This is a genomic window from Exiguobacterium marinum DSM 16307 (assembly GCF_000620845.1).
GTDB lineage: Bacteria > Bacillota > Bacilli > Exiguobacteriales > Exiguobacteriaceae > Exiguobacterium > Exiguobacterium marinum.
Map to the genome: position 1 here is coordinate 2,607,351 of NZ_KK211189.1, position 24,680 is coordinate 2,632,030.

At 47.3% G+C, this 24,680-nt stretch carries 26 protein-coding genes; 13 read left to right on the top strand and 13 right to left on the bottom strand.

The window, feature by feature from the left end:
- Positions 1–12 precede the first annotated feature (12 nt).
- Positions 13–546: a beta-class carbonic anhydrase gene (locus P400_RS0113770; protein WP_034771569.1), complete on the bottom strand. Its 534-nt coding sequence runs from the start codon at positions 544–546 to the stop codon at positions 13–15.
- Between the two features lie 37 nt (positions 547–583).
- The gene (locus P400_RS0113775) at positions 584–1,483 is read right to left on the bottom strand and encodes a 1,4-dihydroxy-2-naphthoate polyprenyltransferase (protein WP_026826746.1); all 900 of its coding nucleotides are present in this window, start codon (positions 1,481–1,483) and stop codon (positions 584–586) included.
- A 168-nt stretch (positions 1,484–1,651) separates the two neighbouring features.
- Here P400_RS0113775 and P400_RS0113780 point away from each other — a divergent pair, with 168 nt between their 5' ends.
- From P400_RS0113780 to menC, 6 genes are read left to right on the top strand one after another with little or no spacing between them, the layout of a single operon-like run.
- Positions 1,652–3,019, top strand: coding sequence for an isochorismate synthase (locus P400_RS0113780; protein WP_026826747.1), 1,368 nt, complete (start codon positions 1,652–1,654; stop codon positions 3,017–3,019).
- 13 nt (positions 3,020–3,032) lie between these two features.
- Positions 3,033–4,682, top strand: coding sequence for a 2-succinyl-5-enolpyruvyl-6-hydroxy-3-cyclohexene-1-carboxylic-acid synthase (gene menD, locus P400_RS0113785; RefSeq protein WP_026826748.1), 1,650 nt, complete (start codon positions 3,033–3,035; stop codon positions 4,680–4,682).
- Positions 4,679–5,458, top strand: a complete 780-nt coding sequence (locus P400_RS0113790; RefSeq protein ID WP_026826749.1) for an alpha/beta fold hydrolase — start codon at positions 4,679–4,681, stop codon at positions 5,456–5,458. Before menD ends, P400_RS0113790 begins: the two co-directional genes overlap by 4 nt.
- A gap of 1 nt (position 5,459) precedes the next feature.
- Positions 5,460–6,284, top strand: a complete 825-nt coding sequence (gene menB, locus P400_RS0113795; RefSeq protein WP_026826750.1) for a 1,4-dihydroxy-2-naphthoyl-CoA synthase — start codon at positions 5,460–5,462, stop codon at positions 6,282–6,284.
- A 50-nt stretch (positions 6,285–6,334) separates the two neighbouring features.
- A complete protein-coding gene (menE, locus tag P400_RS0113800; protein WP_034771223.1) occupies positions 6,335–7,693 on the top strand; it encodes an o-succinylbenzoate--CoA ligase in 1,359 nt (452 codons plus the stop codon).
- Positions 7,690–8,760, top strand: coding sequence for an o-succinylbenzoate synthase (menC, locus tag P400_RS0113805; RefSeq protein WP_026826752.1), 1,071 nt, complete (start codon positions 7,690–7,692; stop codon positions 8,758–8,760). The genes menE and menC overlap by 4 nt, the downstream gene beginning before the upstream one ends.
- A gap of 89 nt (positions 8,761–8,849) precedes the next feature.
- Here the strand turns inward: menC and map are convergent, their stop codons facing one another.
- The 5 genes from map to P400_RS0113830 form a co-directional block, all read right to left on the bottom strand.
- Entirely contained in the window at positions 8,850–9,599 is a 750-nt protein-coding gene (gene map, locus P400_RS0113810) for a type I methionyl aminopeptidase (protein WP_026826753.1), read from the bottom strand.
- Positions 9,600–9,614: 15 nt separating this feature from the next.
- On the bottom strand, positions 9,615–10,799 hold the full coding sequence (locus P400_RS0113815; protein ID WP_026826754.1) for an EAL-associated domain-containing protein: 1,185 nt from the start codon (positions 10,797–10,799) through the stop codon (positions 9,615–9,617).
- Between the two features lie 40 nt (positions 10,800–10,839).
- A complete protein-coding gene (locus tag P400_RS0113820) occupies positions 10,840–11,091 on the bottom strand; it encodes a hypothetical protein (protein WP_026826755.1) in 252 nt (83 codons plus the stop codon).
- A gap of 100 nt (positions 11,092–11,191) precedes the next feature.
- On the bottom strand, positions 11,192–12,697 hold the full coding sequence (locus P400_RS0113825) for a DEAD/DEAH box helicase (protein WP_034771226.1): 1,506 nt from the start codon (positions 12,695–12,697) through the stop codon (positions 11,192–11,194).
- A gap of 170 nt (positions 12,698–12,867) precedes the next feature.
- Complete coding sequence (locus tag P400_RS0113830; protein WP_026826757.1) at positions 12,868–13,719, bottom strand: CvfB family protein; 852 nt, start codon at positions 13,717–13,719, stop codon at positions 12,868–12,870.
- Positions 13,720–14,009: 290 nt separating this feature from the next.
- On the opposite strand from P400_RS0113830, the gene P400_RS15745 reads away from it, so the two are divergent.
- The 5 genes from P400_RS15745 (at position 14,010) to P400_RS0113855 (ending at position 17,558) form a co-directional block, all read left to right on the top strand.
- Positions 14,010–14,162, top strand: coding sequence for a hypothetical protein (locus P400_RS15745; protein ID WP_167330583.1), 153 nt, complete (start codon positions 14,010–14,012; stop codon positions 14,160–14,162).
- A 130-nt stretch (positions 14,163–14,292) separates the two neighbouring features.
- Positions 14,293–14,535, top strand: coding sequence for a hypothetical protein (locus P400_RS0113840; protein WP_026826758.1), 243 nt, complete (start codon positions 14,293–14,295; stop codon positions 14,533–14,535).
- A gap of 87 nt (positions 14,536–14,622) precedes the next feature.
- Positions 14,623–14,883 carry a hypothetical protein gene (locus P400_RS0113845; protein WP_026826759.1) on the top strand — a complete coding sequence of 87 codons (261 nt, stop codon included), beginning with the start codon at positions 14,623–14,625 and terminating at the stop codon, positions 14,881–14,883.
- Positions 14,884–14,961: 78 nt separating this feature from the next.
- Positions 14,962–15,663: a lysophospholipid acyltransferase family protein gene (locus P400_RS0113850; RefSeq protein ID WP_026826760.1), complete on the top strand. Its 702-nt coding sequence runs from the start codon at positions 14,962–14,964 to the stop codon at positions 15,661–15,663.
- Positions 15,660–17,558 carry an ABC-F family ATP-binding cassette domain-containing protein gene (locus P400_RS0113855; protein ID WP_026826761.1) on the top strand — a complete coding sequence of 633 codons (1,899 nt, stop codon included), beginning with the start codon at positions 15,660–15,662 and terminating at the stop codon, positions 17,556–17,558. Before P400_RS0113850 ends, P400_RS0113855 begins: the two co-directional genes overlap by 4 nt.
- Positions 17,559–17,778: 220 nt before the next feature.
- Here P400_RS0113855 and P400_RS0113860 read toward each other — a convergent pair whose 3' ends face one another.
- The 5 genes from P400_RS0113860 to P400_RS0113880 all read right to left on the bottom strand — a co-directional run bounded on the left by P400_RS0113860 (position 17,779) and on the right by P400_RS0113880 (position 21,260).
- Positions 17,779–18,414: a response regulator gene (locus tag P400_RS0113860; protein WP_015880838.1), complete on the bottom strand. Its 636-nt coding sequence runs from the start codon at positions 18,412–18,414 to the stop codon at positions 17,779–17,781.
- 2 nt (positions 18,415–18,416) lie between these two features.
- Positions 18,417–19,439, bottom strand: a complete 1,023-nt coding sequence (locus tag P400_RS0113865; RefSeq protein ID WP_026826762.1) for a sensor histidine kinase — start codon at positions 19,437–19,439, stop codon at positions 18,417–18,419.
- Entirely contained in the window at positions 19,436–20,125 is a 690-nt protein-coding gene (gene liaF / locus P400_RS0113870; protein ID WP_026826763.1) for a cell wall-active antibiotics response protein LiaF, read from the bottom strand. Before liaF ends, P400_RS0113865 begins: the two co-directional genes overlap by 4 nt.
- Before the next feature lie 78 nt (positions 20,126–20,203).
- A complete protein-coding gene (locus P400_RS0113875) occupies positions 20,204–20,848 on the bottom strand; it encodes a PspA/IM30 family protein (protein ID WP_026826764.1) in 645 nt (214 codons plus the stop codon).
- A 22-nt stretch (positions 20,849–20,870) separates the two neighbouring features.
- Positions 20,871–21,260, bottom strand: a complete 390-nt coding sequence (locus P400_RS0113880) for a lmo0954 family membrane protein (RefSeq protein WP_026826765.1) — start codon at positions 21,258–21,260, stop codon at positions 20,871–20,873.
- Positions 21,261–21,505: 245 nt separating this feature from the next.
- Here P400_RS0113880 and rsgA point away from each other — a divergent pair, with 245 nt between their 5' ends.
- The gene (rsgA, locus tag P400_RS0113885; RefSeq protein ID WP_026826766.1) at positions 21,506–22,471 is read left to right on the top strand and encodes a ribosome small subunit-dependent GTPase A; all 966 of its coding nucleotides are present in this window, start codon (positions 21,506–21,508) and stop codon (positions 22,469–22,471) included.
- Positions 22,472–22,585: 114 nt separating this feature from the next.
- Positions 22,586–23,863: an Nramp family divalent metal transporter gene (locus P400_RS0113890; RefSeq protein ID WP_268745959.1), complete on the top strand. Its 1,278-nt coding sequence runs from the start codon at positions 22,586–22,588 to the stop codon at positions 23,861–23,863.
- A 48-nt stretch (positions 23,864–23,911) separates the two neighbouring features.
- Here P400_RS0113890 and pflA read toward each other — a convergent pair whose 3' ends face one another.
- A complete protein-coding gene (pflA, locus tag P400_RS0113895) occupies positions 23,912–24,628 on the bottom strand; it encodes a pyruvate formate-lyase-activating protein (RefSeq protein WP_026826768.1) in 717 nt (238 codons plus the stop codon).
- Positions 24,629–24,680: the final 52 nt, after the last annotated feature.

Here is a 24,680-nt window from a genome sequence, read left to right on the forward strand (position 1 = left end):
CGCGCTCCTTTCTTATGCTTCTATTGGATCAAGACGTCCCGTTGCCGGGTCGATCACAAATCCATGGACATTCGTGCCTGGTGGTAACAAAGGATGATTGTTGATTAAATTGATGGAATGAACGACATTTTCCTCTACTGAATCAAAGCCATGTAACCATTGTTCTAAATCCATTCCTGACGATTTTAGCATTTTCAAAGTTTGAGGGTCGATTCCCCGACGTTCCATTTCTTCAATCACGATAGACGGTTCAATCGCTGCCATTCCACAATCATAGTGTCCGACCACAACGACTTCTTCCGCTCCTAGTGCGTAGAGGGCCACCAAAATCGAACGCATGGCCGAACCGAATGGATGTGATAGGACAGCACCGGCGTTTTTAATAATTTTAGCGTCTCCGTTCTTAAGTCCTAACGCTTGAGGTAACAGCTCCGTCAAACGTGTATCCATACACGTTAAAATCACAATTTTCTTATCCGGAAACTTATCGGACACGAACGGTTCGTACTGCTTCTCCTCTACGAAACGTTTGTTAAATTCAAGCATTTCCTTTACGACTGACACGTTAACGCCTCCCCTTTTCTCACATCACAAACCTCGACACAATCAGTCCAACGACCATCCACGCCCCGAATAACGTATTCACTTTCGCTGTCATCGCCATAGCAGGCATCAATGCAGCTGGTTCTGCTTTTGGCCAAAACTGTTTAATCGCCTGAACCATGACCGGCACTGTAAATAGTGAAAGTAAGACCCACGGTGTGACTCCATAATACACTACGGCGACGATGATGCCGACTAATGCGGCGATAAAGAACATCGCAAGTACATACACCGCACGTCGATGACCGACTAAACAAGCAATCGTTTTTCGACCATTCTCTTTATCGTTATCTAAGTCACGAATATTATTCGCAAGTAAGATCGCACCGATTAATAATGCCATCGGAAACGATACGAGTAATAACTCCGTCGTCACCGTATTGATTTGGATGAAACCGGCGATTCCAATAATGACATAGCCCATGAATAGACCTGCGACGAGCTCCCCGAACGGTGTATAGGCGATCGGCAATGGGCCCCCGGTATACAAGTAGCCGACGAGCATGGACAACGCACCAATCCATAGCAAATGCCAGCTCGTGGATGCGGCAATATATAACCCGAGTAACGCTGAGACAGCATACATGCTAAGGGCAATCGTCAATACCTGTTTCGGCGTAAATCCATCACGAACGATTGAGCCACCAATCCCGATCGATCCTTCATGGTCGAGCCCACGCTTATAATCATAATACTCGTTAAATAAGTTCGTTGCGATTTGAATGAGGACAGACGCCACTAACATCGCAAGAAAAAGTCCCCACTTCAGCTCGGTTTGATTGAGGACGATGAACGTCCCGAGCAAGACCGGAATAAAGCTTGCTGTCAGGGTATGCGGGCGAATCATTCGCCAATATGCCCATTTTGATTTCTGTTTCATTTACTTCCCTCCCTTCGTTAGTTTACGTCTCGAGGAAAAAATCTGTCAACGCCAGCCTACAATCTCATTTTCCGAATAATTTTCCGAGCATTTCATAGGCAGGTCGATTGCAAACTCATGATACACTAAAAAGTGAGAATTCTATCGGATTGAGGAGGCTTTTCTTTTATGCCAGATACTCAAACACATATAAAACAACGAATTGAACAAGCCCATAAACGGGCGCGAGCTTGGCAACGTCCAGTCCTCGCTTCATACACCTGGGAGATTACAGCGTTCGATGCTTTTGAAATCATTCAGAACACCGATACGTCCCACTACTATTTCATGACACCGGACCGCACGCTTGAGATGCTCGGTTGCGGAGATGCGCTTGTCTTAAGTGCTTCTGGACCAGAACGGTTTCAACGCTTGCAGTACGATTGGAGTTTACACCGACGAGACGTTGACGCCAAAATCTATGCATTCGCCGGATTTTCATTTGACACATTCATGCGTCCACAAAAAAGTATGTGGGATGCCTTTGGGGAGGCATCTCTCGTCGTTCCAAAATTTTTATACCGTCGTTATAAAAACCGATATACGTTGACAGTCGCCACCCTCGTTTCTTCAAAGCAGTCGGTTGAACAGTACTTGATTCAGTTGGCGGATCAGTTGGCCCAGTTCAGTTCACTTCATCCGACAAAGGAAGCGACACCGTCCTATTCGAAAGTGAAGGATGGCATCGATCACTTCAAGTCGAGTTTCCAACAGGCGAAACAGTTGATTGAAGAAGAACGGGTCGAAAAAATCGTGATCGCGCGCGAAGAAATCTATCAGCGTTCCGATGATGCGTTCCCATTCAGTAAAAGCTTGAAGCATTTGGCAGACCATCAAGAATCAAGTTATATCTACTTATACCAACCAAAACGTGACATCGGTTTCTTTGGCGCGACACCCGAACGACTAATACAAAAAGAAGGTATGCAACTGCATACTGCGGCCATCGCTGGCACAATCAAGCGTCCTGACACAGAAATTGAAAGCGACCTCGCGAAGGAACAGTTGCTGAACGATGCAAAAAATCGCGAAGAACATCAAATTGTCGTAAAAGATATAAAACAAGCACTGACACCGTACACCGCACCAATTCAAACGAACGAAACTCCACAAATTTTGGCGAATCGCTCGGTGTTCCACTTGCATACTCCAATCCAGGTGACACTTGAAACTAACGCCTCATTGCTGTCGTTAGCAGAATCATTACACCCAACACCAGCACTTGGTGGCTCACCGAAGCGGACATCGGTCCAATTGCTTCGTGAAATTGAACGGTTCGACCGCGGATGGTATGGTTCTCCATTTGGTTGGATTGACAACGAAGGTGATGGCGAATTTGTCGTCGCGATTCGTTCAGCACTCGTTCAGCATCAATTCGTCGCACTCTATGCAGGATGCGGCATCGTCAAAGACTCTGCGCTCGAGCAAGAGCTCGAAGAAACTGAAATGAAAATGAGTCCAATCAAACAAGCACTGCAGTTTGATTCGCACGATTAAGGAGGCACCCTACATGAATAAGATGTTGACCGATTGGGTAGCATCCATGGTGAATCGACTTGTAGAATCCGGCGTGACGGATGTCGTCATCAGTCCAGGCTCTCGTTCGACTCCACTCGCGATGGCGGCTTATCTACATCCACATATCCGTCATCATATTATCGTCGACGAGCGTTCTGCAGGATTTTTTGCGCTCGGATTGACACGTTCCACAGCAACCATTCGTCCCGTCGCATTGATCTGCACGAGTGGGACTGCTGCGACAAACTACTACTCGGCTGTGACGGAAGCGTTTATATCACAGTTGCCACTCGTCGTACTGACGACCGACCGACCACATGAATTGCGGAATGTCGGGGCACCACAAGCAATCAATCAAGTCCGTCTCTACGGAGAACAAGTGAAGACGAGCGTTGATTTGCCCGTTCCTGAAGAAATAACGTTATCGTTCATGCAACAAACGGTTACCCGCTTCACGACTCTAGCGATGCAGGCGCCGATGGGACCCGTTCATTTGAATGTACCGTTCCGGGAGCCTCTTCTTCCGGACCTCGAGTCATTGAAGCAGATGCTGACGGCAGATCCTGCCATGTCCGAAAGACAGCGCATTCGGCCGACAAAAGCAGACAAAGATATTTTCTCGGAATGCACAAGTCACAAACAGCTTGCCTTCGTCGTCGGACCTTACACCCCGACATCTTGGCAAAAGCCTATTGTTGAATTTGCTTCCGAACGACATATCCCGATCTTTGCCGATCCACTCAGCGGCATGCGGCGTTTCGACGACGTCTTGACCAACTATGACACATGGCTCGCAAGTGAGCATCGAGCTGATTGGCTGCCTGAGGTGTTCGTCCGTTTCGGGGCCGCACCTGTTTCAAAGCGATTCAATCAATGGATGGCCATGGCGGACCAACTCGTCATCGATGAGCCAGGCTCTTATCGCGACCCAAGTAGCCGTGCCACCATCTGTTACGGAGACGCACTCGATTTCCTACCGCTCATCGCATCCACAACCGAACCTCGGTATCTTGAGCGTTTACGCTTTTTTGAAGAGATTGCCGAGTCTGCAAAATCGTCACTTCAAGGTGAAGCGGAATTGACGAAACGATTGCTCGATACATCGATTGAGCGTCTATTCGTCAGTAACAGCATGCCGATTCGAGATGTGGATACGACACTTTCTGCCGGCACGAACAAACACGTTCTCGCCAACCGAGGCGCAAACGGGATCGATGGTGTGTTATCCACTGCACTCGGAAGCAGTTATGATACGTCTCACGGCGCTCTATTGGTTGGTGATTTGGCATTCTATCACGATAGCAACGCCTTGCAACTGTTAAAGCATCATCCCGGAAAGTTTTCCGTCGTGATTGCAAACAATAATGGTGGAGGAATTTTCTCCTTCCTACCGCAAGCTTCAGTCGACACACAGTTGTTCGAAGATTTGTTCGGGACACCGCTCGATTTAAACATCCGTGGCTTCGCTGACACCTATGGCTTATCCTATCGTCTAATTGAACGACCAGATGAAATTCAAGAAGCGATTGAAGATGGCGTTCATTTAATCGAATTCCCATCGAATCGCGAGGAGAATGTGATAGCTCATCGGGATTGGACCCAATCTGTCTGCGATCGTCTCATTACGGAGAACGAGTCATGAACATCGATTTACGTGGCGTACGTTATGAAGTGATTCATCGCGGCGAGGGAAGACCGGTATTATTTTTACATGGATTCACCGGAAACGCCCATTGGATTGATTCGCTCCCTGCGTTACCGATTCGTCTTGTGTCACCGTCGCTCCTTCAACATGGTGCAACTGAATACCCTTCCGTCAATCGTTCGACGATGAGTCAGCAAATTAAAGATTTGTCCCACTTACTGGATACGGACGACCGCCCTTGGACAGTCGTTGGCTATTCACTCGGTGGGAGAATCGCATTGACACTCGCCGCATGTGACAAGCGCGTCGAACATGTCATCGGGATCAGTACGACTCCTGGTCTTTTATCCTCTAAAGAGCGGACCTCACGTCGACGCCAAGACGCAGAACTGGCTCACTTTATCGAAACCGAAGGACTCGTTGCTTTCGTCAAACGATGGGAGAACCTTCCGCTTTGGAGACAAACAGAAGAGATGAAGCGTTCGCTCAGACAGGATCGACTCGCACAACATCCCGGTGCTCTTGCAGACAGTTTGCGGGCCATCGGAACGGGTCATATGCCCTCGTTATGGGGAAAGCTACACCATCTACCACGCACTGACTTGATTGTCGGAGCAGAAGATCTCAAGTTCAAAGCCATCGCAAGACACATGCAGGAAGAGCGGTCCGATATTAAAATCTATGAAATTTCAAACGCAGGGCATGCTCCTCATATCGAGAATGCATCAGAGTTTGGTACAATAATAAAGAAATTGATTTTAGGGGGTATTTAAAATGGAATCAGTAGCGAACTGGACATCGGTCCGTACGTATGAAGACATTAAATATGAAACGTGGAACGGAATTGCCAAAATTACGATCAACCGTCCAGAGGTGCGCAACGCGTTCCGTCCGTTGACGGTCAATGAATTGATTGATGCATTCGCACGCGCTCGTGACGATAAAGAAGTCGGCGTCATCATCTTGACAGGTGAAGGCGAAAAGGCATTCTGTTCAGGTGGAGACCAAAAAGTTCGTGGACACGGCGGATACGTCGGAGAAGATGAAATCCCACGCTTGAACGTCCTCGACCTTCAACGCTTGATTCGTGTCATTCCAAAACCGGTCATCGCCATGGTCGCAGGTTTCGCAATTGGCGGAGGACATGTCCTTCACGTCGTCTGTGACTTGACGATTGCAGCGGACAACGCTCGCTTCGGACAAACAGGTCCTAAAGTCGGTTCGTTCGATGCAGGATACGGTTCTGGATACTTGGCACGGATCATCGGTCATAAGAAAGCTCGTGAAATCTGGTATCTTTGCCGTCAATATGATGCACAAGAAGCACTCGAGATGGGCCTCGTCAACACGGTCGTCCCACTCGAGCAACTCGAAGCAGAAACAGTCAAATGGTGTCAAGAAATCTTACAACACTCACCGACTGCACTTCGCTTCTTGAAAGCAGCGATGAACGCAGATACAGACGGTCTTGCTGGACTTCAGCAACTCGCTGGAGACGCAACGCTTCTCTACTACACAACAGATGAAGCAAAAGAAGGACGCGACGCGTTCAAAGAAAAACGTGATCCTGACTTCGGTCAATTCCCACGTTTCCCTTAATTTTTTGAGAGAGTAGCGATGTCGCTACTCTTTTTTTGGAGGTGACAGCTATGTATGAATGGATTCGTAAACACTCGGCGTCACACCTCGCACTCGTGACGTCTGAAAATCGACTGACGTGGGAATCGTTACGTACCGAGAGCCTTCAACTTGCCCAATTCATCCATGAACAGACATCTACTGCCGAACGGATTGGCATATTCGCTAAAAACAGCAAAGACTATGTCATCGCCATCCACGCGGTGCATCTGCTCGGTAAAGTATTGGTCCCGTTGAATACACGGCTAACCGAGGAGGAAGTACGTATTCAGTTACAAACAGCGAAAGTGGACCTCCTTCTCGTAGACGAAGAAATCGATTTGTCCGTCACCCAACTTCTGATCACACATCGGGCCACTTCATGTTTCACCGTGACACATGAGTGGAAAGGAGATGAAACCATGTCTCTTATGTTCACTTCCGGTACGACGGGGCGGGCTAAAGCGGTAAAGCAGACGTACGGGAATCATCTCGCTAGTGCGCGGGCCGCTGAAGCACATTTGGACTATCGAGCAACAGACCATATGCTCGCGGTGACCCCACTCTTTCATATGAGCGGACTCTCTCAAGTGTATCGGAGTGCCATCATCGGTTCGACGCTCTATGTCGAGCCACGTTTTGATGTCGATCGAACACTTCATATCATCGAGACAGAAAGAATCACCCAACTGTCGCTCGTCTCGATTATGCTGCAACGACTACTCGATGCCGGCTTAGAGAAACACCAGCTTCGCACATTACTCGTCGGAGGTGGACCAGTCCCTCGCTCATTACTAGAAGAAGCAGAACGACGGCAACTACCAATCGCCCAGACATATGGGATGACGGAGACGTGCTCTCAAGTCGCCACGTTGCTTCCGAGCGAAGCACTCTCGCATATCGGTTCGAGCGGTCAGGCAATCGCCCCAACTAGTATTCGAATCAATGTGGACGGCGAGATTGAGGTAAAAGGTCCGACGGTGACGAGCGGATACTTCGAACAACCTGAATCAGACGTCTGGACATCAGACGGTTACTGGAAAACGGGCGACCTCGGCACGATGAAGGATGGCTATTTATATGTACACGATCGCCGAAGCGACCTCATTCTTTCAGGTGGTGAAAATGTATATCCGGCCGAAATCGAGGCCGTGATGTTACGATGTGCCGGCGTTCAAGATGTCGGAGTCACAAAACAATCGCATCCGACCTGGGGAGAGGTCCCGCTCGCCTTCGTCGTCGGCTCCTATGCCCCCGCAGAGATGAAGGCAGTTCTCGATTCCCAGTTAGCTAGATATAAACACCCGATTGCGATTTATCACGCACAGGAACTACCACGAAACGCGAACGGAAAACTAATGCGCCATCGCTTAAAGGAGTTACTGCCATGATTAAACGTGCTGACCTTTCCATTGTTCCCTTGACGTTTAAACACCCAATCGTGACGGCACACGCCGTCTTATCCGTCAGACGAACGCTTATCCTCCGCCTAGAGACCGTAGACGGTATCGTTGGATACGGTGAAGGTGTCGCTTTTGAGACACCTTGGTACACGGAAGAAACAACCCAATCCATGGTGGATACGTCTAAACTCATTCTCGATTTACTGAAAAGGGAGACGGTCACGACGGACGTGTTTCCGAACTTGGTCTCGTCCATCATCGGTCAGCGAATGGCAAAGGCGATGTGGGAAAGTGCACTCTGGGAGATTGAAGCGGCACGCGCGAACAAATCACTCAAGTCATACATGAACGCAGGAGATTCTGTTTCTTGCGGACGAACAATCGGAATTGGCTTACTGAACCAAACGATGAAATCCATTGAGACGGCATTGGATGACGGATTCGAACGAATCAAATTAAAAGCATCTCCTAATGAACTACTTCCTGCTCTGCGTGAGATTCGTGCGGTCTTCCCCGACGCACCACTCATGATTGACTTGAACGGAAGCGCGTCCGATCAACCGATAGAATGGTTCGAACAACTCGATGCCCATCGGTTATTGATGATCGAACAGCCATACCCGAGCCGACAGTTCGCGAAATCAGCGGCTCTCCAAGCAAAACTCACGACCCCCATTTGTCTCGACGAGTCCATCACGTCTTATGATGACGTGGAAACGATGACACAGCTCGGTGCAGGAAAAATCGTCAACATTAAACCCGCACGTGTCGGCGGTCTAAGCGAGGCGCTCCACATCCGACAATATGGTGCGCCATACTGGGTCGGCGGAATGTATGAATCCGGTATTGGAAGATATCATACACTCTTGTTCGCTTCGCTAAGCGGCGCGAGCTTCCCCGCAGATATGTCGGGAACGAGTGCCTATTTTGAACAAGATTTGCTCGATACACCACTTGAAGTGGAAAATGGAAAGTTGATTCTCCCAGATTCGGTACAACCGAACTGGGCTGTGATTGAACAGATGCGAGAAGAAACAATTTCATTACAAGCTTGAACTCCCCCCTACGCTTCGCTTAGAAGTGGGAGTATTCTCGCCTAATTTTGATAAAAAAAGGTGTGGTTCGCATGAACCACACCTTTTACTTAACGGAACGATCCCGTTAACACTTCATACCCATCTTCTGTGACAACGACCGTATGCTCGAACTGCGAAACAAGACTCTTGTTCGGCGTAAAGAGCGTCCAGCCGTCCTCTTCCGACTGATAGACAACTTCGTCTTTCGTGGAGATGAACGTCTCTACCGCAATGACTTGCCCAGCTTTTAAGAGTTGATTCTCCTCACGACTGTAGTAGTTCGAAATGGTCTCCGGCTCCCCATGTAACGTCCGACCAAGACCGTGTCCAGCCAAGTTACGGATAACGGTGAACCCGTTCTTTCTCGCATCCGCATAAATCGCCTTACCGATTTGATTGACTTTCACGCCCGCCTTCACTTTACCAAGTCCAGCTTCTAGCGATGTCAATGATACCTCTACCAAACGTTCGTGCTGAGGTGATTTCGCAGTCCCGGCAATGACCGTACGACCTGTATCGGCATAATAGCCATCCTTCACAGCCGAAACGTCAACGTTAACGATATCGCCTTCTTGAATGACCTCTTCCCCAGGAATCCCATGGGCGGCGACGTCATTGAGTGAGATACACGTGTACCCTGGGAACTCATACATCGTAATCGGCGCAGAAGCTGCACCTTCTTCTTCTAAAATCCGTTGCCCAATTGCATCTAATTCTTTTGTCGTCATACCCGGTTTGACTGCTTTTGCCATCTCGTCTCGCGCAAGTGCAACGATTCGACCGATTTCGCGTAATGCATCATAATCATAATCTAACATCTGTTGTTCTTCCTTTCAGTCTAATAATCGATTCTGATATAAGTAGTCTTCTGACAAGTCAGCGAATAAGAACATGCCATCTGGTAGTGGATAACTGAATGTGCGCGTCACTTCATTCGAACTAAAATCACGATAGTCATCAGATAAATAACCACGTCCTCGAACATCCATCGCAGCCATCGTCTGAATAAAATACGGTCGGAAACTCCAGTTATACCCCCGAAACGTATTGTCAACGCGCCATTCTTCATTTACATAGTAGACGTTCGCACTCGTCTGAAAGCCTGTCTTATCCGTCAAATAATAACGAACAAACACTTCTTCGAGCTTTGGCGCGATGTATTGAATCCATTCATCTTTCTTATCTCGAGACCATTTACCGGATTGAACCAGTTCGCCAATCTGACGGTGCAATTCAAATTCAAGTTCGTATAATCGGTTCAATCGTTTCTGGTCATGTAAAAAGAATGAAGGCACTTCTTGTGCCAACACACCCATTCCTTTAATTTCTAGTTGAGGTCGCTCATCCTCCAACCCAAGCAGACCACCCATATAATAGCGGCCACCATGTTGCCAAGCGTAACGAAGTTGTCCGACATGATTGATCGACTTATACAGGAGTGGCGCACCGAGCTTCGAAGCGATATATTCCATCGTCTGAAGCATGTTCGGATACGTGACCGATAATGTCTTTTTCTCAACCATCGTCCCTAGATCGACAAGTAACAATTCAGGTGCAAGGGTCATAATATCCTCAATACTGGTCGATTCTGCAAAATCTAAAGCAATCTTCAAACCATAAGACCGATAATATTGAATGACGCGCGACAGACGGGGAACATCAACTAAATCTGTTCCTTGAAGCGTCACATAAATGCGATGTAATGGAAAGTTCAATGCACGAAGCGGAGCTAAGAATGTTTCTCCCCCTTCTTCGAGTATCCATTCAGATCGGCATCTGAACGTGACAAACTGCTTGGCGTCACGAAGTTGTTCCGCTGCTAATTGCTCCATTCGTTGAGAGATGTCCAACTGATATTCGAGCGGAACGTCATCATCATAAAAAAACGGTGTTAACGATTCGCCACGAAAGCGACCATGTACCATATATCCTTCCACTTGAAACGTCGCCGCCCCAAGAATTGGTTCATAAGTTACCATTACTTCTTCAGGGTGGACCATCACTTCTACCGCATCCACAACTCATCACCTCTTCGTTAAATGCGAAAACGAGCTACATTCAGCTCGTTCGCGTGTGTACATACATATAGGCACCGAAACAAGCAATAAAATAGACGATACTCATCACGCCATATGCAATGCCCATCTTTCCGCCTACTCCAATGGCTAACACTAGAAAAATCATCGCTCCAAATAACAATGTCGCCACGGGGATATAACGAAAATTAGGACGGTCCGTCTTCGACACGATTGGTTTTAGTGCAAATATACAACCAAGCAGCACAAGGAGACCGAAACTTAATTCCACCATCCGTTGACACCTCATCCTTCCATCTCTACTCAACTAGTGTAGCATGACCCTATAAAAAAAGCCGCAAATCCACTTAAGGAAATGCGACATTTCATGATGATTAGTCACGTGGACGGCGTGGACCACGGTCATCCGAGCGACGACGATCGTCACCACCACGGTATGATCCTTTACGGTCTCCGCTACGTCCGCCACGACGGTCGCCACCACGGCCACCGCCACCACGACGGTCGTTACGACCACGGTATCCACCACGATCGCCACCACGGCCACCTTGGCGCTTCACACGAACTGGTTCAGCATACGAGATTTCAACTGGTGTTGAATCTGGCTCTTTTGTCAGTCCACGAAGGGCAGCAGCGAGAAGCTCAACTGCTTCGTACTCTTCAAGGAGTTCTGTTGCAAGTTGCGTGTAAGCTTTGAAATCACCCGCTTGCACGCGTTCAATCAACTCTTCAGCTGCTTGCTTTTGATTTCCTTCAAGTACTTCCGCGATCGTCGGTACGTGACGACGGTTCATCTTCTTGTTCGTTACGCGTTCAATCGCCTTCACTTGTCCAAATTCACGTGGTGTGATGAACGTGAGGGCTGTACCTGTTTTACCAGCACGACCAGTACGACCGATACGGTGTACGTAGCTCTCTGGATCTTGTGGCACATCGAAGTTGTAAACGTGCGTTACGCCTGAGATGTCGAGTCCACGTGCTGCGACATCTGTCGCTACCAAGATATCGATTGTTCCATTTTTGAAACGACGAATGACTTGGTCACGTTTTGATTGCGTCAAGTCTCCGTGAAGACCGTCTGCTGTATATCCGCGTTTAATGAGTGCTTCTGTCACTTCATCAACACGTTTCTTCGTACGAGCGAAGATGATGCTAAGTTCTGGCGAGTCGATATCAATCAAACGGCAAAGCGTATCGAATTTTTGACCTTCGCGCAATTCGAGGAACTGTTGGTTGATGTTCTCAACTGTCATCTCTTTTGCTTTTACTTTGATGATTGTCGGCGACTTCATGAAACGCTCAGCAATCTTCTTGATTTGCGGTGGCATCGTTGCTGAGAAGAGAAGCGTTTGGCGCTCTTCAGGAAGACCTGCCAAAATCGTTTCGATGTCTTCAACGAAGCCCATGTTAAGCATTTCGTCTGCTTCATCCAAGATAACTGTTTGAATGTTATCAAGTTTGATTGTTTTACGTTTCATGTGGTCCATGAGACGTCCTGGTGTTGCAACGACGATTTGTGGATTCTTTTTCAAACCACGGATTTGACGGTCGATTTGCTGACCACCATACACAGGAAGAGCGTAAACGCGCTTCGCTTCTCCGATTTTGTTTAATTCTTCTGCAACTTGAATCGCAAGTTCACGTGTCGGTGCAAGAACGAGTGCTTGGACTTGACGTGCCTTTGAATCGATTCGCTCAATAGTCGGAATCCCGAAAGCTGCTGTTTTCCCTGTACCTGTTTGTGCTTGTCCTAATACGTCCACTCCTGTGAGTGCGACAGGAATTGTCTCAGCTTGGATCGGTGTTGCTTCTTCGAAGCCCATTTTGTGTACACCTTTTACTAATGCTTCACTTAATTGTAAGTCTTGAAATTTTGTCAAATTATATTCTCCTTTGTTCATACAAAAAAACGTCTGAGTTCAGTTCGACAGATCTACAGACGTTTTCTCAATGTTTCCTCATAGTCAACTTTATTAACTATAACGTATTTCTTCCTAAAATGAAAGAAATACATTTTAAAACTTTTTACGTCACCCGAACATCAGTTATCTTATTTCAATTTATAGCCGTTGTCGAGTTTTTCAACTCGCTTCTCTTTTAACAATTTTCCGAGCGCCCGTTTAAATGCGGCTTTACTCATGCCGAACTCGCGGTCGATCACGTCTGGTGAGGTCTTATCGCCATATGGCATTTGTCCACCACGTTCCTCGATATAAGAAAGGACACTCGCTGCATCACCGTCAATTGCCTCATAGGCACGCGGCTTCATTGAAACGAGGACCGTTCCGTCTTGTTTGACCTGTGTCACGCGGACCGTTAACTGTTCACCGAGTCGTGGCCAACGTGTCATCTCTGCTTCATGCAAGAAACCGAGTGATTCGCCTTCAACCCATACGTTAACGCCGACTTCACGTTTATTGACGACGACCGCTTGAACGTCTTGGTTGCTCCATTCTTCTTTAGAAGGTCTCGCCAACAAGTTTAAATACGCGTAAGGTGCAGGGTCCCCAAGTAAACGTCCTTTTTGGTCATACTTCAAACGAACACATAATTGATCCCCTGCTTGTGGCCAATAGGAACGGTTCTCCGGTAAGTCATCCATCGAAACGAGAACATCTTTTTGAATTCCAATATTGACGAAGACACCCGTGTTATATCGAACGCCCGTCACCTCAAACCATTCGTACTCATCAAATGAGACCGTCGGAATGGTCATCGTCGATGCGAGACGCCCTTCCGAGTCATGATATAAAAAGACACGAACCGTTTGACCAACCGTCACTTCTTCCGTCTGTTCTTTCCGATGAAGGAGTACCTCTTCGCGTCCGTTACTAATGAATACTCCAAAATCAGCAGAACGTTCCGCGACCAAGTCTACTACTTCTCCTGCGCGCAATGCCATTACACCCACATCCTTTTCTAAGCTATTACTGTCAGTATACCTATCTACACACGTTCCTAATCATATCATGTTCTCTTACAGCATTCAGCCTATTTGTGTCTAAATTGTGAATAAGGAATTGAAAGATAAAATTACGTTGAAATTAGCAGCATGATCCTAATTTATTAAAATTTTGTGACAATTTTGTGAACGAACCTTTTTCTTCTAGTATCCTTATTTTGAAAACGTTATTATATAGGAAGTGTCCAGTTTGAAAATGGTTTCATTTAGTATCGATCGGGGGATAATAAATGTTTGATATACAGTCTCGTTCATTTGCAAAACGATTTACGAAAGGTCTGCTTGTCGCTTTTTTCGCATTATTAGCATCACTCAGTTTTATTTTTTCAAACGGTGTCGATACGAATGTATCGTCATCCACAACTTACATGACGCAAGAGTGAACGCCATTCAGCCACCTGAAGGCGTTTTTTCTTTACATGATATAGACAGGAGTTTCTTTCAAAAGGTCGAATACGAATTAGAAGACCTTGCCTTTTTCTTTCATATCATTTAAGAAAAGGAGATTCCGCTATGATTTTTTATTTTCTCACTTCGATTTTGTCTGTTGTAGGACTTGCTTTCTTATTCCAGACTGAATTGTACAAAGATCCGATCGGAACATTTCTGTTCGCTATCTTAATTGCGATGGCCCTCTCTTCCTTTAAACAACTCTTCATGCAGGCAAATGAGTTCTTCGTGGAAAGACGAAATCAAAAGCGAATCAAACGCGTCGTGGCCAGAATGCATTCAACGACACGAAAACGCTCTACATAACGCTCGTCTTCACTCGCCACATTTGGTATCCTATGGAGGAACAGACAACGTACAATGGATTTATAATCGCAGGAGGCACAAAAACGTATGAATGAAATTCCGTTATCGAATGAATGGCTACTTCGTTATTCACCCGTCATGGAACTTTGGTTAAAGGAAGACGGGATCTTACTTGTCGATGATGACAATCGAATCCGTCTCACTCTTGAAATCGGCAACGACCAAGCCATGCAAATCAAAAGCATTGAGCAAGACGGCGCTTATTTCGTCGTCGATCCTGTGAATAAACGCATTACATTCGAACTCGAGGAAGAGGAAGAAGAGAGCGATTCTCGCTTTTGGGAATAAGGATTCATACCTAAGGGTCGGATTCTCGTCAAGAGAAGAAGACTCTTTCTTGTTTTCATCATGAGAGGAGAAAATAGAATGATTCGAACAGTAGTATGGTTTTTCTCATTTTTTGCAGTGTTACCAATCACCCTTCCATTTTTACAGAGAGCAAAGAAAATCGAACCTCCACAACGTTATCGTTATGTACAAGACATTGCCTATAAGTGGGCTCAGTTCTTGCTAAAAGTTGCGGGTGCCGATATTCGGGTCCATGGACAGGAACTGATTCCGGATGAGCCCGTCGTATATGTATCAAATCACCAAGGAAACTTCGACGTGCCCATCATGTTGACGGCCACGAAACGACCGAAAGCATTCATTTCAAAAATTGAAGTACAAAAATTCCCGATTATTCCGCGTTGGATGGAATTGATGGGCTGCATCTTCATCGACCGAAGTAATCGTCGTCAATCGATTAAGGCGATACGTTCCGGTGTCGAGACGATTCAGTCTGGTCAATCGATGATTGTCTTCCCGGAAGGAACACGTTCAAAAGGCGGTTCGATGAAAGAGTTCAAAGCCGGGAGTTTGACGCTCGCAACATCAAGCGGTGCCAAGGTTGTTCCTGTCGCGATTCAAGGAAGCTACAAACTGCTAGAAGCAAAGAACCGAATTACTCCGGCAACAGTCGACGTTACGTTCCTACCAGCAATCGACCCAGCCGATCTGCCAAACAAAGAAATCGCAGCGACGATTGAAGCAGCCATTCGTCAACAGATTGAAGGAGAGAACGCATGAGTTTATTAATGATTGAAGGCATCCATAAAGAGTTTGCCGATAAAGTACTATTTGATGATGTGACGATGACCATCCACCCTGGAGATCGTATTGGTATCATCGGTGTGAACGGCTCTGGAAAGTCGACGTTTATGAAAATCATCGCCGGTACTGAGACAGCTGATCGGGGAACAATGCAACATCCGAACGATTATCGAATTCGCTATTTGACTCAAACTGTCCAATTCGGCGAAGGTCAAACGATTCTCGACGCCCTGTTCACAAGCGATACCCCGTCTGTGAGAGCGCTGAAACAATTCGAACGTGCCCGTCAAGCACTCGAAGTGGATCCAACGAGCGAGCAGTTACTCGAACGTTTCATGAAAGCTCAACAAGCCGTCGATGCTGCAGATGCTTGGGAAACGGAAGCAAAACTAAAATCAATTTTGAACCGCCTTGGCCTACCTGACGTATCGGTCGATGTAAATGCGCTCTCCGGCGGGCAACAAAAACGAGTCGCTCTCGCCGCAGCATTACTGGATGAGGCCGATTTATTACTTTTAGACGAACCGACGAATGAACTCGATGCCGATACGATTGCGTGGCTCGAGACGATGCTTACCGACTATCGAGGCGCAATCCTTCTCATCACCCACGATCGTTACTTCTTGAATCGTGTCACAAACCATATTTTAGAGATTGCGGACGGAACGAGTTACTTCTATAACGGAAACTATGAACTGTTTCTTGAGAAGCGTGCTGAGCGAAAAGCACGCGCCCAGTCGATGGAACAAAAACGACAAAATATTTTACGCCGTGAGCTCGCTTGGTTACGTCGAGGTGCAAAAGCACGAACGACGAAACAAAAAGCCCGCATTCAACGCGTTGAAGACTTGAAACATCAAGAGAGCTTAGCGGAAGAAGAAGCGCTCGATGTTTCGGTTGGTTCACGTCGCCTCGGTAAAAAAGTCATCGAAGTCGAAGACATGTCTTTCGGATACGACGAATCGTTATTGATTCAACATTTCAATTGGATTTTTGGTCGCCGTGAACGGTACGGGATTGTCGGACCGAATGGGAGTGGGAAGTCAACGCTCATGAACCTGCTCGCGAAACGTTTGGAACCGACAAGCGGTATAATCGTGCATGGAGAAACAGTTCATCTAGGTTACTACGGTCAACAAGTTGAGTTTGAAGATGAGTCAAGACGTGTCATCGATGAAATCGAGCGAATTGCGAAAGTGATTTATACCCCGGATGGCGAGACCATCACGGCCGGTCAAATGCTCGAGCGTTTCCTTTTCACACCGGACGCACAATATAAACCGATTGCGAAGTTATCCGGTGGCGAGAAACGCCGTCTCGTCCTGTTACGAATTTTGATGGACGAACCGAACGTCTTGTTCCTTGATGAGCCGACGAACGATTTGGATACGGAAACGTTGTCCGTGTTAGAAGACTATTTAGAATCGTTCCCAGGCACTGTCATCGCCGTCAGCCACGACCGTTATTTCTTAGACCGTGTCGCCGCCCAGTTAATTGCATTTGAAGGTGGAGCCATCCAAGTGTATCACGCAGAATATAGCGATTATCTGGCCACACGCCAAGAAGAGGTTCGTCAAGTAAAGAAAGAGAAAGAACCGAAAGAGAAGAAAGATCGTCCGAAATCAGAAGTCGTGAAATTCACCTTCAAAGAACAGAAGGAATGGGACACAATCGAGGAAGACATCGCTGCGCTTGAGGAACAGATTGAAGCGCAAGAAGCGACACTCGCGACAGCGGGTAGCGACCTCGGTAAAGTCAATGAATTGTATGCAATGATTGCAGAACTGAAAGAAGCACTCGATACGAAGATGGAACGCTGGGCGTACCTATCTGAAATCGACGAACAAATACAAGCACAAAAAAAGGGCTGATCTGTTCGTGAGATAGCCTGTTCTATCAAATAAGAAAAGGAGTTGGATTCCCGGCATGTGCTCTGGGAATCCAACTCCTTTTTATCACTTCACTTTAAGGAAAAGCACATCGTCTGTAAGGCGATGTGCTCAAACCGGCTGATGAGTCAGTGATTTGTCACAGCCATAGACATAGACGTCATGGGCCTGCCCCCGCTGGCGCATGTAGCTATGTAGTCGGTCATCCTTTACTGACCAAATTATGTTGGAATGCATAGACGACCGCTTGTGTCCGATCGTAGACGTCAAGCTTCGTCAAAATATTTGAGACGTGTGTCTTCACCGTTTTCAGTGAAATGAACAATTCATCTGCGATCACTTGATTCGATTTACCTTCCGCCATCAGTTGCAAGATTTCTCGTTCACGGGCAGTTAGACTCTCATGGAGTGTCATTTCCGGATGGCGCAGACGTTCGAGCATCTTTCCCGTCACTTGGGCGGCCATGACGGGATTTCCGGCAGCGGTTTGACGAATCGCATCCGCGATTTCGTTCGCGTTCGCCGTCTTGAGGACATAGCTCATCGCACCGGCCTCGATCACCGGATATACTTTTTCATCATCTAAGAAACTCGTCACGACTAAAATTTTCGCTTCTTTCCAACTTGCTTTAATTCGTTTCGTCGATTCGACCCCGTCAACAGGCTCCATAACCAGATCCATGAGGACGACGTCCGGTTTTTCTGCAATGGCAAGCTCCGCTCCCGTTGCTCCGTCCGACGCTTCGCCGACGACTTCGATGTCCGGTTGTGTCGATAAAAAAGCAGACACGCCCGCTCGGACCATTTCGTGATCATCAATTAATACGACTCGAATCATCATTACCCCTCCACTTGTTGTTTCACACGTACTTCGATTTGTGTCCCGACATTCGGCACACTGACCAACCGCAACGTTCCACCGACTTCTGCCGTGCGCTCTCTTATCGATTGTAATCCATATGAGGCGACTTGTGTATCGTCCACATTAAATCCGATTCCATCATCGTTGATCTTTAAAATGACCGTCTGTTGCACTTTACGCATCTCGATTTCCAAACGTTTCGCTTTGGCGTGCCGTAACGTGTTACTAATGGCCTCCTGTACGATGCGGAATAGTTCATTTTCGGTATGACGGGACAGCTTCACTTCTTCTAATCGCCAGACGAGCTCGGTCGACTGTTTGCGCGACAATTCTTCTAACAAACGTTCGATTCCCGTCTTGAGTGTCATGCCTTCTAGTTCGACCGGTCGCAGCTGCAGGAGTAACGAGCGCATCTCCGCCTGTGCCGTTTGAGCCATGAGCTCGACTTGTTCCATTTGCTTACTCGCTAATTCCGGTTTCGTCTGCATCGTCTGTTTGACCGCCGTTGTCATCATCGAGATGGCGTAGAGCTGTTGACTCACCGAGTCATGAAGTTCTCGTGCGACGCGACGTCTTTCTTCGACGACGGCCTCACTTCGCGCCTCTTCTACACTGATCGGGCGCTCTCCGACACGCTTCGCCATCTCGATCATCTCTTGCCGCTGTTTTGACACGCGGACGATTCGTTCGAGTGTATCCCGATAAGGAGACATCGGACGGAATGTGATGTCTTTTTGATTTTCCAGTTTCCACAAGGCATTGGCGACTTCTCGAAAGTCTCGACGCAAATAAAAGTAAGAGCCTACGCCGAAAATACTCCCAATCAACACGGCAATGACAAGGATGGACACACCGAAAGGCAACCCTTCTTCCCGCGAAAATAAATCGCTCAGTGAAGTCGAGTCACCTATGAGAAACGCTACTGTGATTAAGAAAGCCGTCAAGAGGCTACTAAATAACTGATGCCAAACGACCGTTCGTGGATAAGAATCTTTTTTCATACCGTCATCACCTCGACACTTCCGCTCATGAGCACGATATGAATCCGAACTTTCCGTGTGGCTTGAACATAATCATCGGACGCTGTATAGAAGCGGCGATTGAACACTGGCGAATAGTTCGAGTCATCCACCTGAACTTTACCGAAACCGATCGACGCATCAATCGAATAGTCATAACCCGCTGGAATGAGAATTCGGATGTCTCCTGCAAGACCATTCAGGAGTAAGAATGTCTCCCCTTCCGGAATAATGGCTTGTGATAGGTCCATCTCGACATCCCGTAGTAAAAAGAACTCGTTCGTATCACGTAACACATAGTGTCCTGATTCTTTCATACCGAACGAGAAAGCTTGCTCCTGGCGAATGGGTGTCCGAATTTTCGCTTCGACTGGTCGATTCTTATAGAGTCGGTACCCGAATAACAATAACAGTCCCGAGAGCACGAATCCGAATGCGGCAGATGAGAAAATCAAGCCGATCAAGAGGATGCCGCCAATCGCATAAAAGATATAGCTCGCTGACTGCTTGCCCCGACGACTGAACCGTCGTCCGATATAGAGGAGAAGTAGCGGGAGAATCATGCTGAATAAGACGCTATTCCCACCCGTCACGATATCGATAAACAGTCCGACTGAAAATAAAATAATCATGAATCCGATGATTTGACGTGTGTTCCAACGCTCCATGTCCCTTCCCCCTTTCTGTTTATATGTATGAAGCAAAGAAAGCGATGACCTTATTTAGGTCATCGCCGAACCGTCACCTCACTCCTGTTTAAAGCGACGCTCCAGTTCTTTTAGTTTTGCTTCAAAATCATCTTCGTCTGCTTGCGTGTCTTGTTTCTCTTCAGCAGGCTCTTCTTTCTTTTCTTCCTCAGTGAAAGGATGAGACTGTGACGTGTTCTGACCAAAAATTTGGTCGAGTGTCCCTTTTAACAGATCTAGATTTTCACGCATCGCGAACTCATATCGTTTGTTCTGCATCTCATCGAGCTTGAGTTTCATCTCGAGCGCACGACGTTCAAGTGCATCCAATTCACGCTCTCCTTCATCAATCAAGCCTTCAAAATAACGGTACTGTTCTCCGTAATGTTTCGACTCGAGCGCTGCACGCTCTGCCAACTTCTCTTCATTAGCTTGTTTCGCCAGCTCTGTCTGTTCATATCGCTTATCCGCCATTTTCTTGGCATCGTCACGTTTTTCAGCAAGTTCTGAGAGTAGTGTACGTTGACGTTCAACAAGTCGCTCAACAGACAACGCTTCCTTCTCCGCTCCACGGATATGACGGTTCAATTCCGCTTCTCCGCTTGAACGTGGCATCTCTTTATCTTGATACTTCTTCACTTCTTTTGAAATCTCTTTCGTCAACTCATTCGCTAATTCACGAAACTGATCAAACGGTGTCTTCATGGTGAATCCTCCTTATGAAATCTTAACGACGATTAACAAATTTCTGCCACACTTGATCGAACTGTTGGAAGCTGCTACGGCCAGCACGAGTTCCATCCGCATCTAAAATCTCGACATCCGGATCTCGTTTTTGTCCCGTATACATCATATACCCTTTAAATAACAACCATGCCACAATCACTCCGACGAGTGCCCAAATGTTCGAGAGCATCGTCCCAATCCCGACGACAGCAAGGATTCCGAAACCAACTTTAGCACCGATGTGTGTCACAGCCTGAAAACGGACCCCAGCCCAAAGCGTCACGAGAGCTCCTAATCCGAACAAAATCATATTCGGTAAAGCACCGATTAACACGAGCACTAGAGCGATCCCGGCCACGATGAACAGCACCTTCTTCACTTGGTGATTCATCTGTCATCCCTCCTTATTAAGTACACTCTTATCATAATACGTTATTTTGTATAGGTCGACGAGCGGAAGGCTTGTTTCGCCTCGGTCTTTAGACTGAGATGTTACCGTTTTCAAATATTATGGTAAACTTATGCTATCGAACAATGAAAGGATGATGTTTTATGAGCAACATGATGCATGCACGCCACCTAATGTCAGCGAATCGGAGGGCTGTCGTCCTCCATCATTAAAAGGAGGATTCTATTTTGTTTCAACAAACTGAAACGGGACGTGTCACGGCACAGTTCCAACATCTTTATACGGTTTCCATCGGAGAGAAAGGTTATATGTGCGGAGTCTCCGGAAAATTTCGACATGCAGCGACGAGCGAACGGGATTACCCGGTCATCGGCGATTATGTCACGATTCAAGTTCGCGAGCATGGTCAAGGTACGATTCACCATCTCCTTGAACGTCGGACCGTTCTATCACGAGCGGCTGCCGGCAACGAGACACGTGAACAACTGATCTGCGCGAACGTCGACTACGTCTTGATTACGATGGCGTGTGGACACGACTTCAATATCCGCCGACTAGAGCGCTATACGTTAGCCGCTTGGGACACAGGCGCCATTCCAATCATCGTCCTGACGAAGACCGACCAAGTCGACTCCGTCGACACATTGCTTGAAGACATTCAAGTGAACGCACCCGGGATTCAAGTATTCCCCGTCAGTGCCGTGACGGGAGAAGGTGTGGCTGAACTTCGTCACGCGTTACCGAGCGAGAGCACGATTGCATTCGTCGGTTCGTCCGGAGTCGGAAAGTCCACACTGACGAACGCCCTCGCCCACGAGGCACTCGCCGTCACACAAACCGTTCGGGCACAAGACGAGCGTGGGAAGCATACGACGACACACCGCGAACTCTTCCGAATCGATGATTTATACGTCATAGACACACCGGGGATGCGAGAATTCGGACTATGGGAAGGAAGCGAGCATCTCGAGGACACGTTCCGTGATATCGAAGCGCTTGCTGAGACGTGTCGTTTCCGCGACTGTTCACATCAGAAAGAACCTGGCTGCGCCGTCCAAGAGGCGCTTACGAACGGTACGATAGATGCGAAACGCTACGCGAGTTACCTCAAACTCGAACGAGAACTTCTCTATATGGAGAAGAAACAGGCAGAACATGCACGAGTGTTAGAAAAGAAAAAGCGCCGGTCATAAAGATTAAGAACTGTGAGCTTCTCACAGTTCTTTTTTATACGATTTGACAAGCTATTTCACCAGGCGTAAAATTGCCTTGTACTTAAAAAGTTTCCTTAGGTAAACAAATTAACCATCAGGCAAAAGAAAGAAGGATATGTCATGTTGAACGAAGTCGAATCGCCTCGAACACATCACTCGATATCTCAAAAAATGAAAACACTCCTCCCATTTCTAGGTCCGGCTTTTGTCGCTTCGATTGCTTATATTGACCCCGGAAACTATGCGACCAATATTGCCGCAGGTTCTCAGTTTGGTTACTTGCTTCTATGGGTGATTTTAATTGCAAACATCATGGCCGGTTTGATTCAAACGTTATCTGCCAAAATCGGAATCGCGACCGGAAAAAATTTACCTGAGATTTGTCGAGATCGCTTCTCTCGGAAAACTGCCATCTTTTTATGGATTCAAGCCGAGTTGATGATTATGGCAACTGATTTGGCCGAGTTTGTCGGTGCCGCCCTCGGAATCTACCTGGTGTTTGACGTAACACTGATTCAAGCCGCACTCCTCGCAGCGGTCGGTTCCTTTGCGATTTTAGAAGTGCAACGACGTGGCTACCGACCTCTCGAAACGGTTATAACAGGTATGCTACTCGTTGTCGCTCTCGCATTCGCCATTCAAACGTTCAGTGCTCAACCTGAAATGAAGCCTCTTTTATCCGGTCTCTTAATTCCTCGTTTCGATGGCACTGAGAGTATTTTACTGGCTGCCGGAATATTAGGTGCAACCGTGATGCCGCACGCCATTTACTTACACTCTGCGTTGACGCAACGACGGATCATCGGAAAAGATACGGTGGCACGAAAGCGAATTATGAAATTCGAACGAATCGATGTGATGATTGCAATGATTTTTGCTGGTGCGATCAATGCGAGCATGTTAATTATCGCTGCTGCTGTCTTTTATAAGAACGGTATAATCGTAAATGACTTGGAGATTGCCCACCAGCAGTTCGATTCCTTTTTAGGTTCACCGATTGCTATGCTGTTCGGGATTGGATTAATGGTCGCTGGACTATCAAGCGCATCTGTCGGTACGTTGGCTGGAGATGTCGTTATGCAAGGTTATATTCAAAAGCATATCCCGATTTACGTGCGTCGTCTAATTACGATGACCCCACCGCTCTTACTCATTTTGTCTGGCGTCAATTTGTCAAACGCTCTCGTTTGGAGTCAAGTCGTTCTTTCGTTCGGCATCGCGTTTGCCCTCGTCCCCTTACTTCTCTTTACGAGCAACAAGCAATTGATGGGCGGACTGGTGAATCACCGCTTCACAACATGGATCGGTTGGGGAATTACAGCGATTGTCATCGCATTAAATCTCTTTTTGATTCTCCAAACTTTTGTCTAATCTCTAAATCAATAAAACAAGCGCAGGCCGATGTGGCCTGCGCTTGTTTTATACAGTTCCCTGCAAAATTCCTTCCGCCCACTCGACTTCATCTGATGTCGGAGGTTTCGTTCCTTTAAGCGGATAATCTAATCCAAGCGCCTCCCATTTGTAGACGCCCATTTCATGATACGGCAAGATTTCGACTTTCTCGACATGGTCTAGCTTCTGAATGAACGCGGCGGTGCGACGAAGCGCACCTTCTTCAAGCGTCCACCCAGGAACGAGGACGTGGCGAATCCACATTTTTGTTCCGCGCTCGGAAAGATGTTCGGCAAGCGCGAGCGTGTTGGCATTGCTACGACCCGTTAGCTTTTTACACATATCGTCATCGATATGCTTGATATCGAGCAAGACAAGATCGGTATGATCTAAAATCGCATCCAAATTAGGAGGACGGAGCGCACCGGACGTATCGAGCGTCGTATGGAGCCCGTGCTTTTTCGCTTCACGTAGTAGCGCCTCTAAAAATTCGGGTTGCGCGAGTGGATCGCCACCAGAGATGGTGATGCCACCATTCGATGCTTCCATGAACGGACGGTAGCTGAGCGCCTCTTGAATGACGTCTTCAGCCGAGCGGTGATTATTCTTTTTGAAATCCCACGTGTCCGCATTATGGCAATACAGGCAACGTAACGCACAACCTTGTAAAAAGACGATGAAGCGAATACCAGGGCCGTCAACTGTTCCGAATGATTCGACCGAGTGTACATATCCCATTGTCATCGAAATGACCTCCTAACGAATGAGCGACCTTCCTAACGAAGGCCGCTAAGCC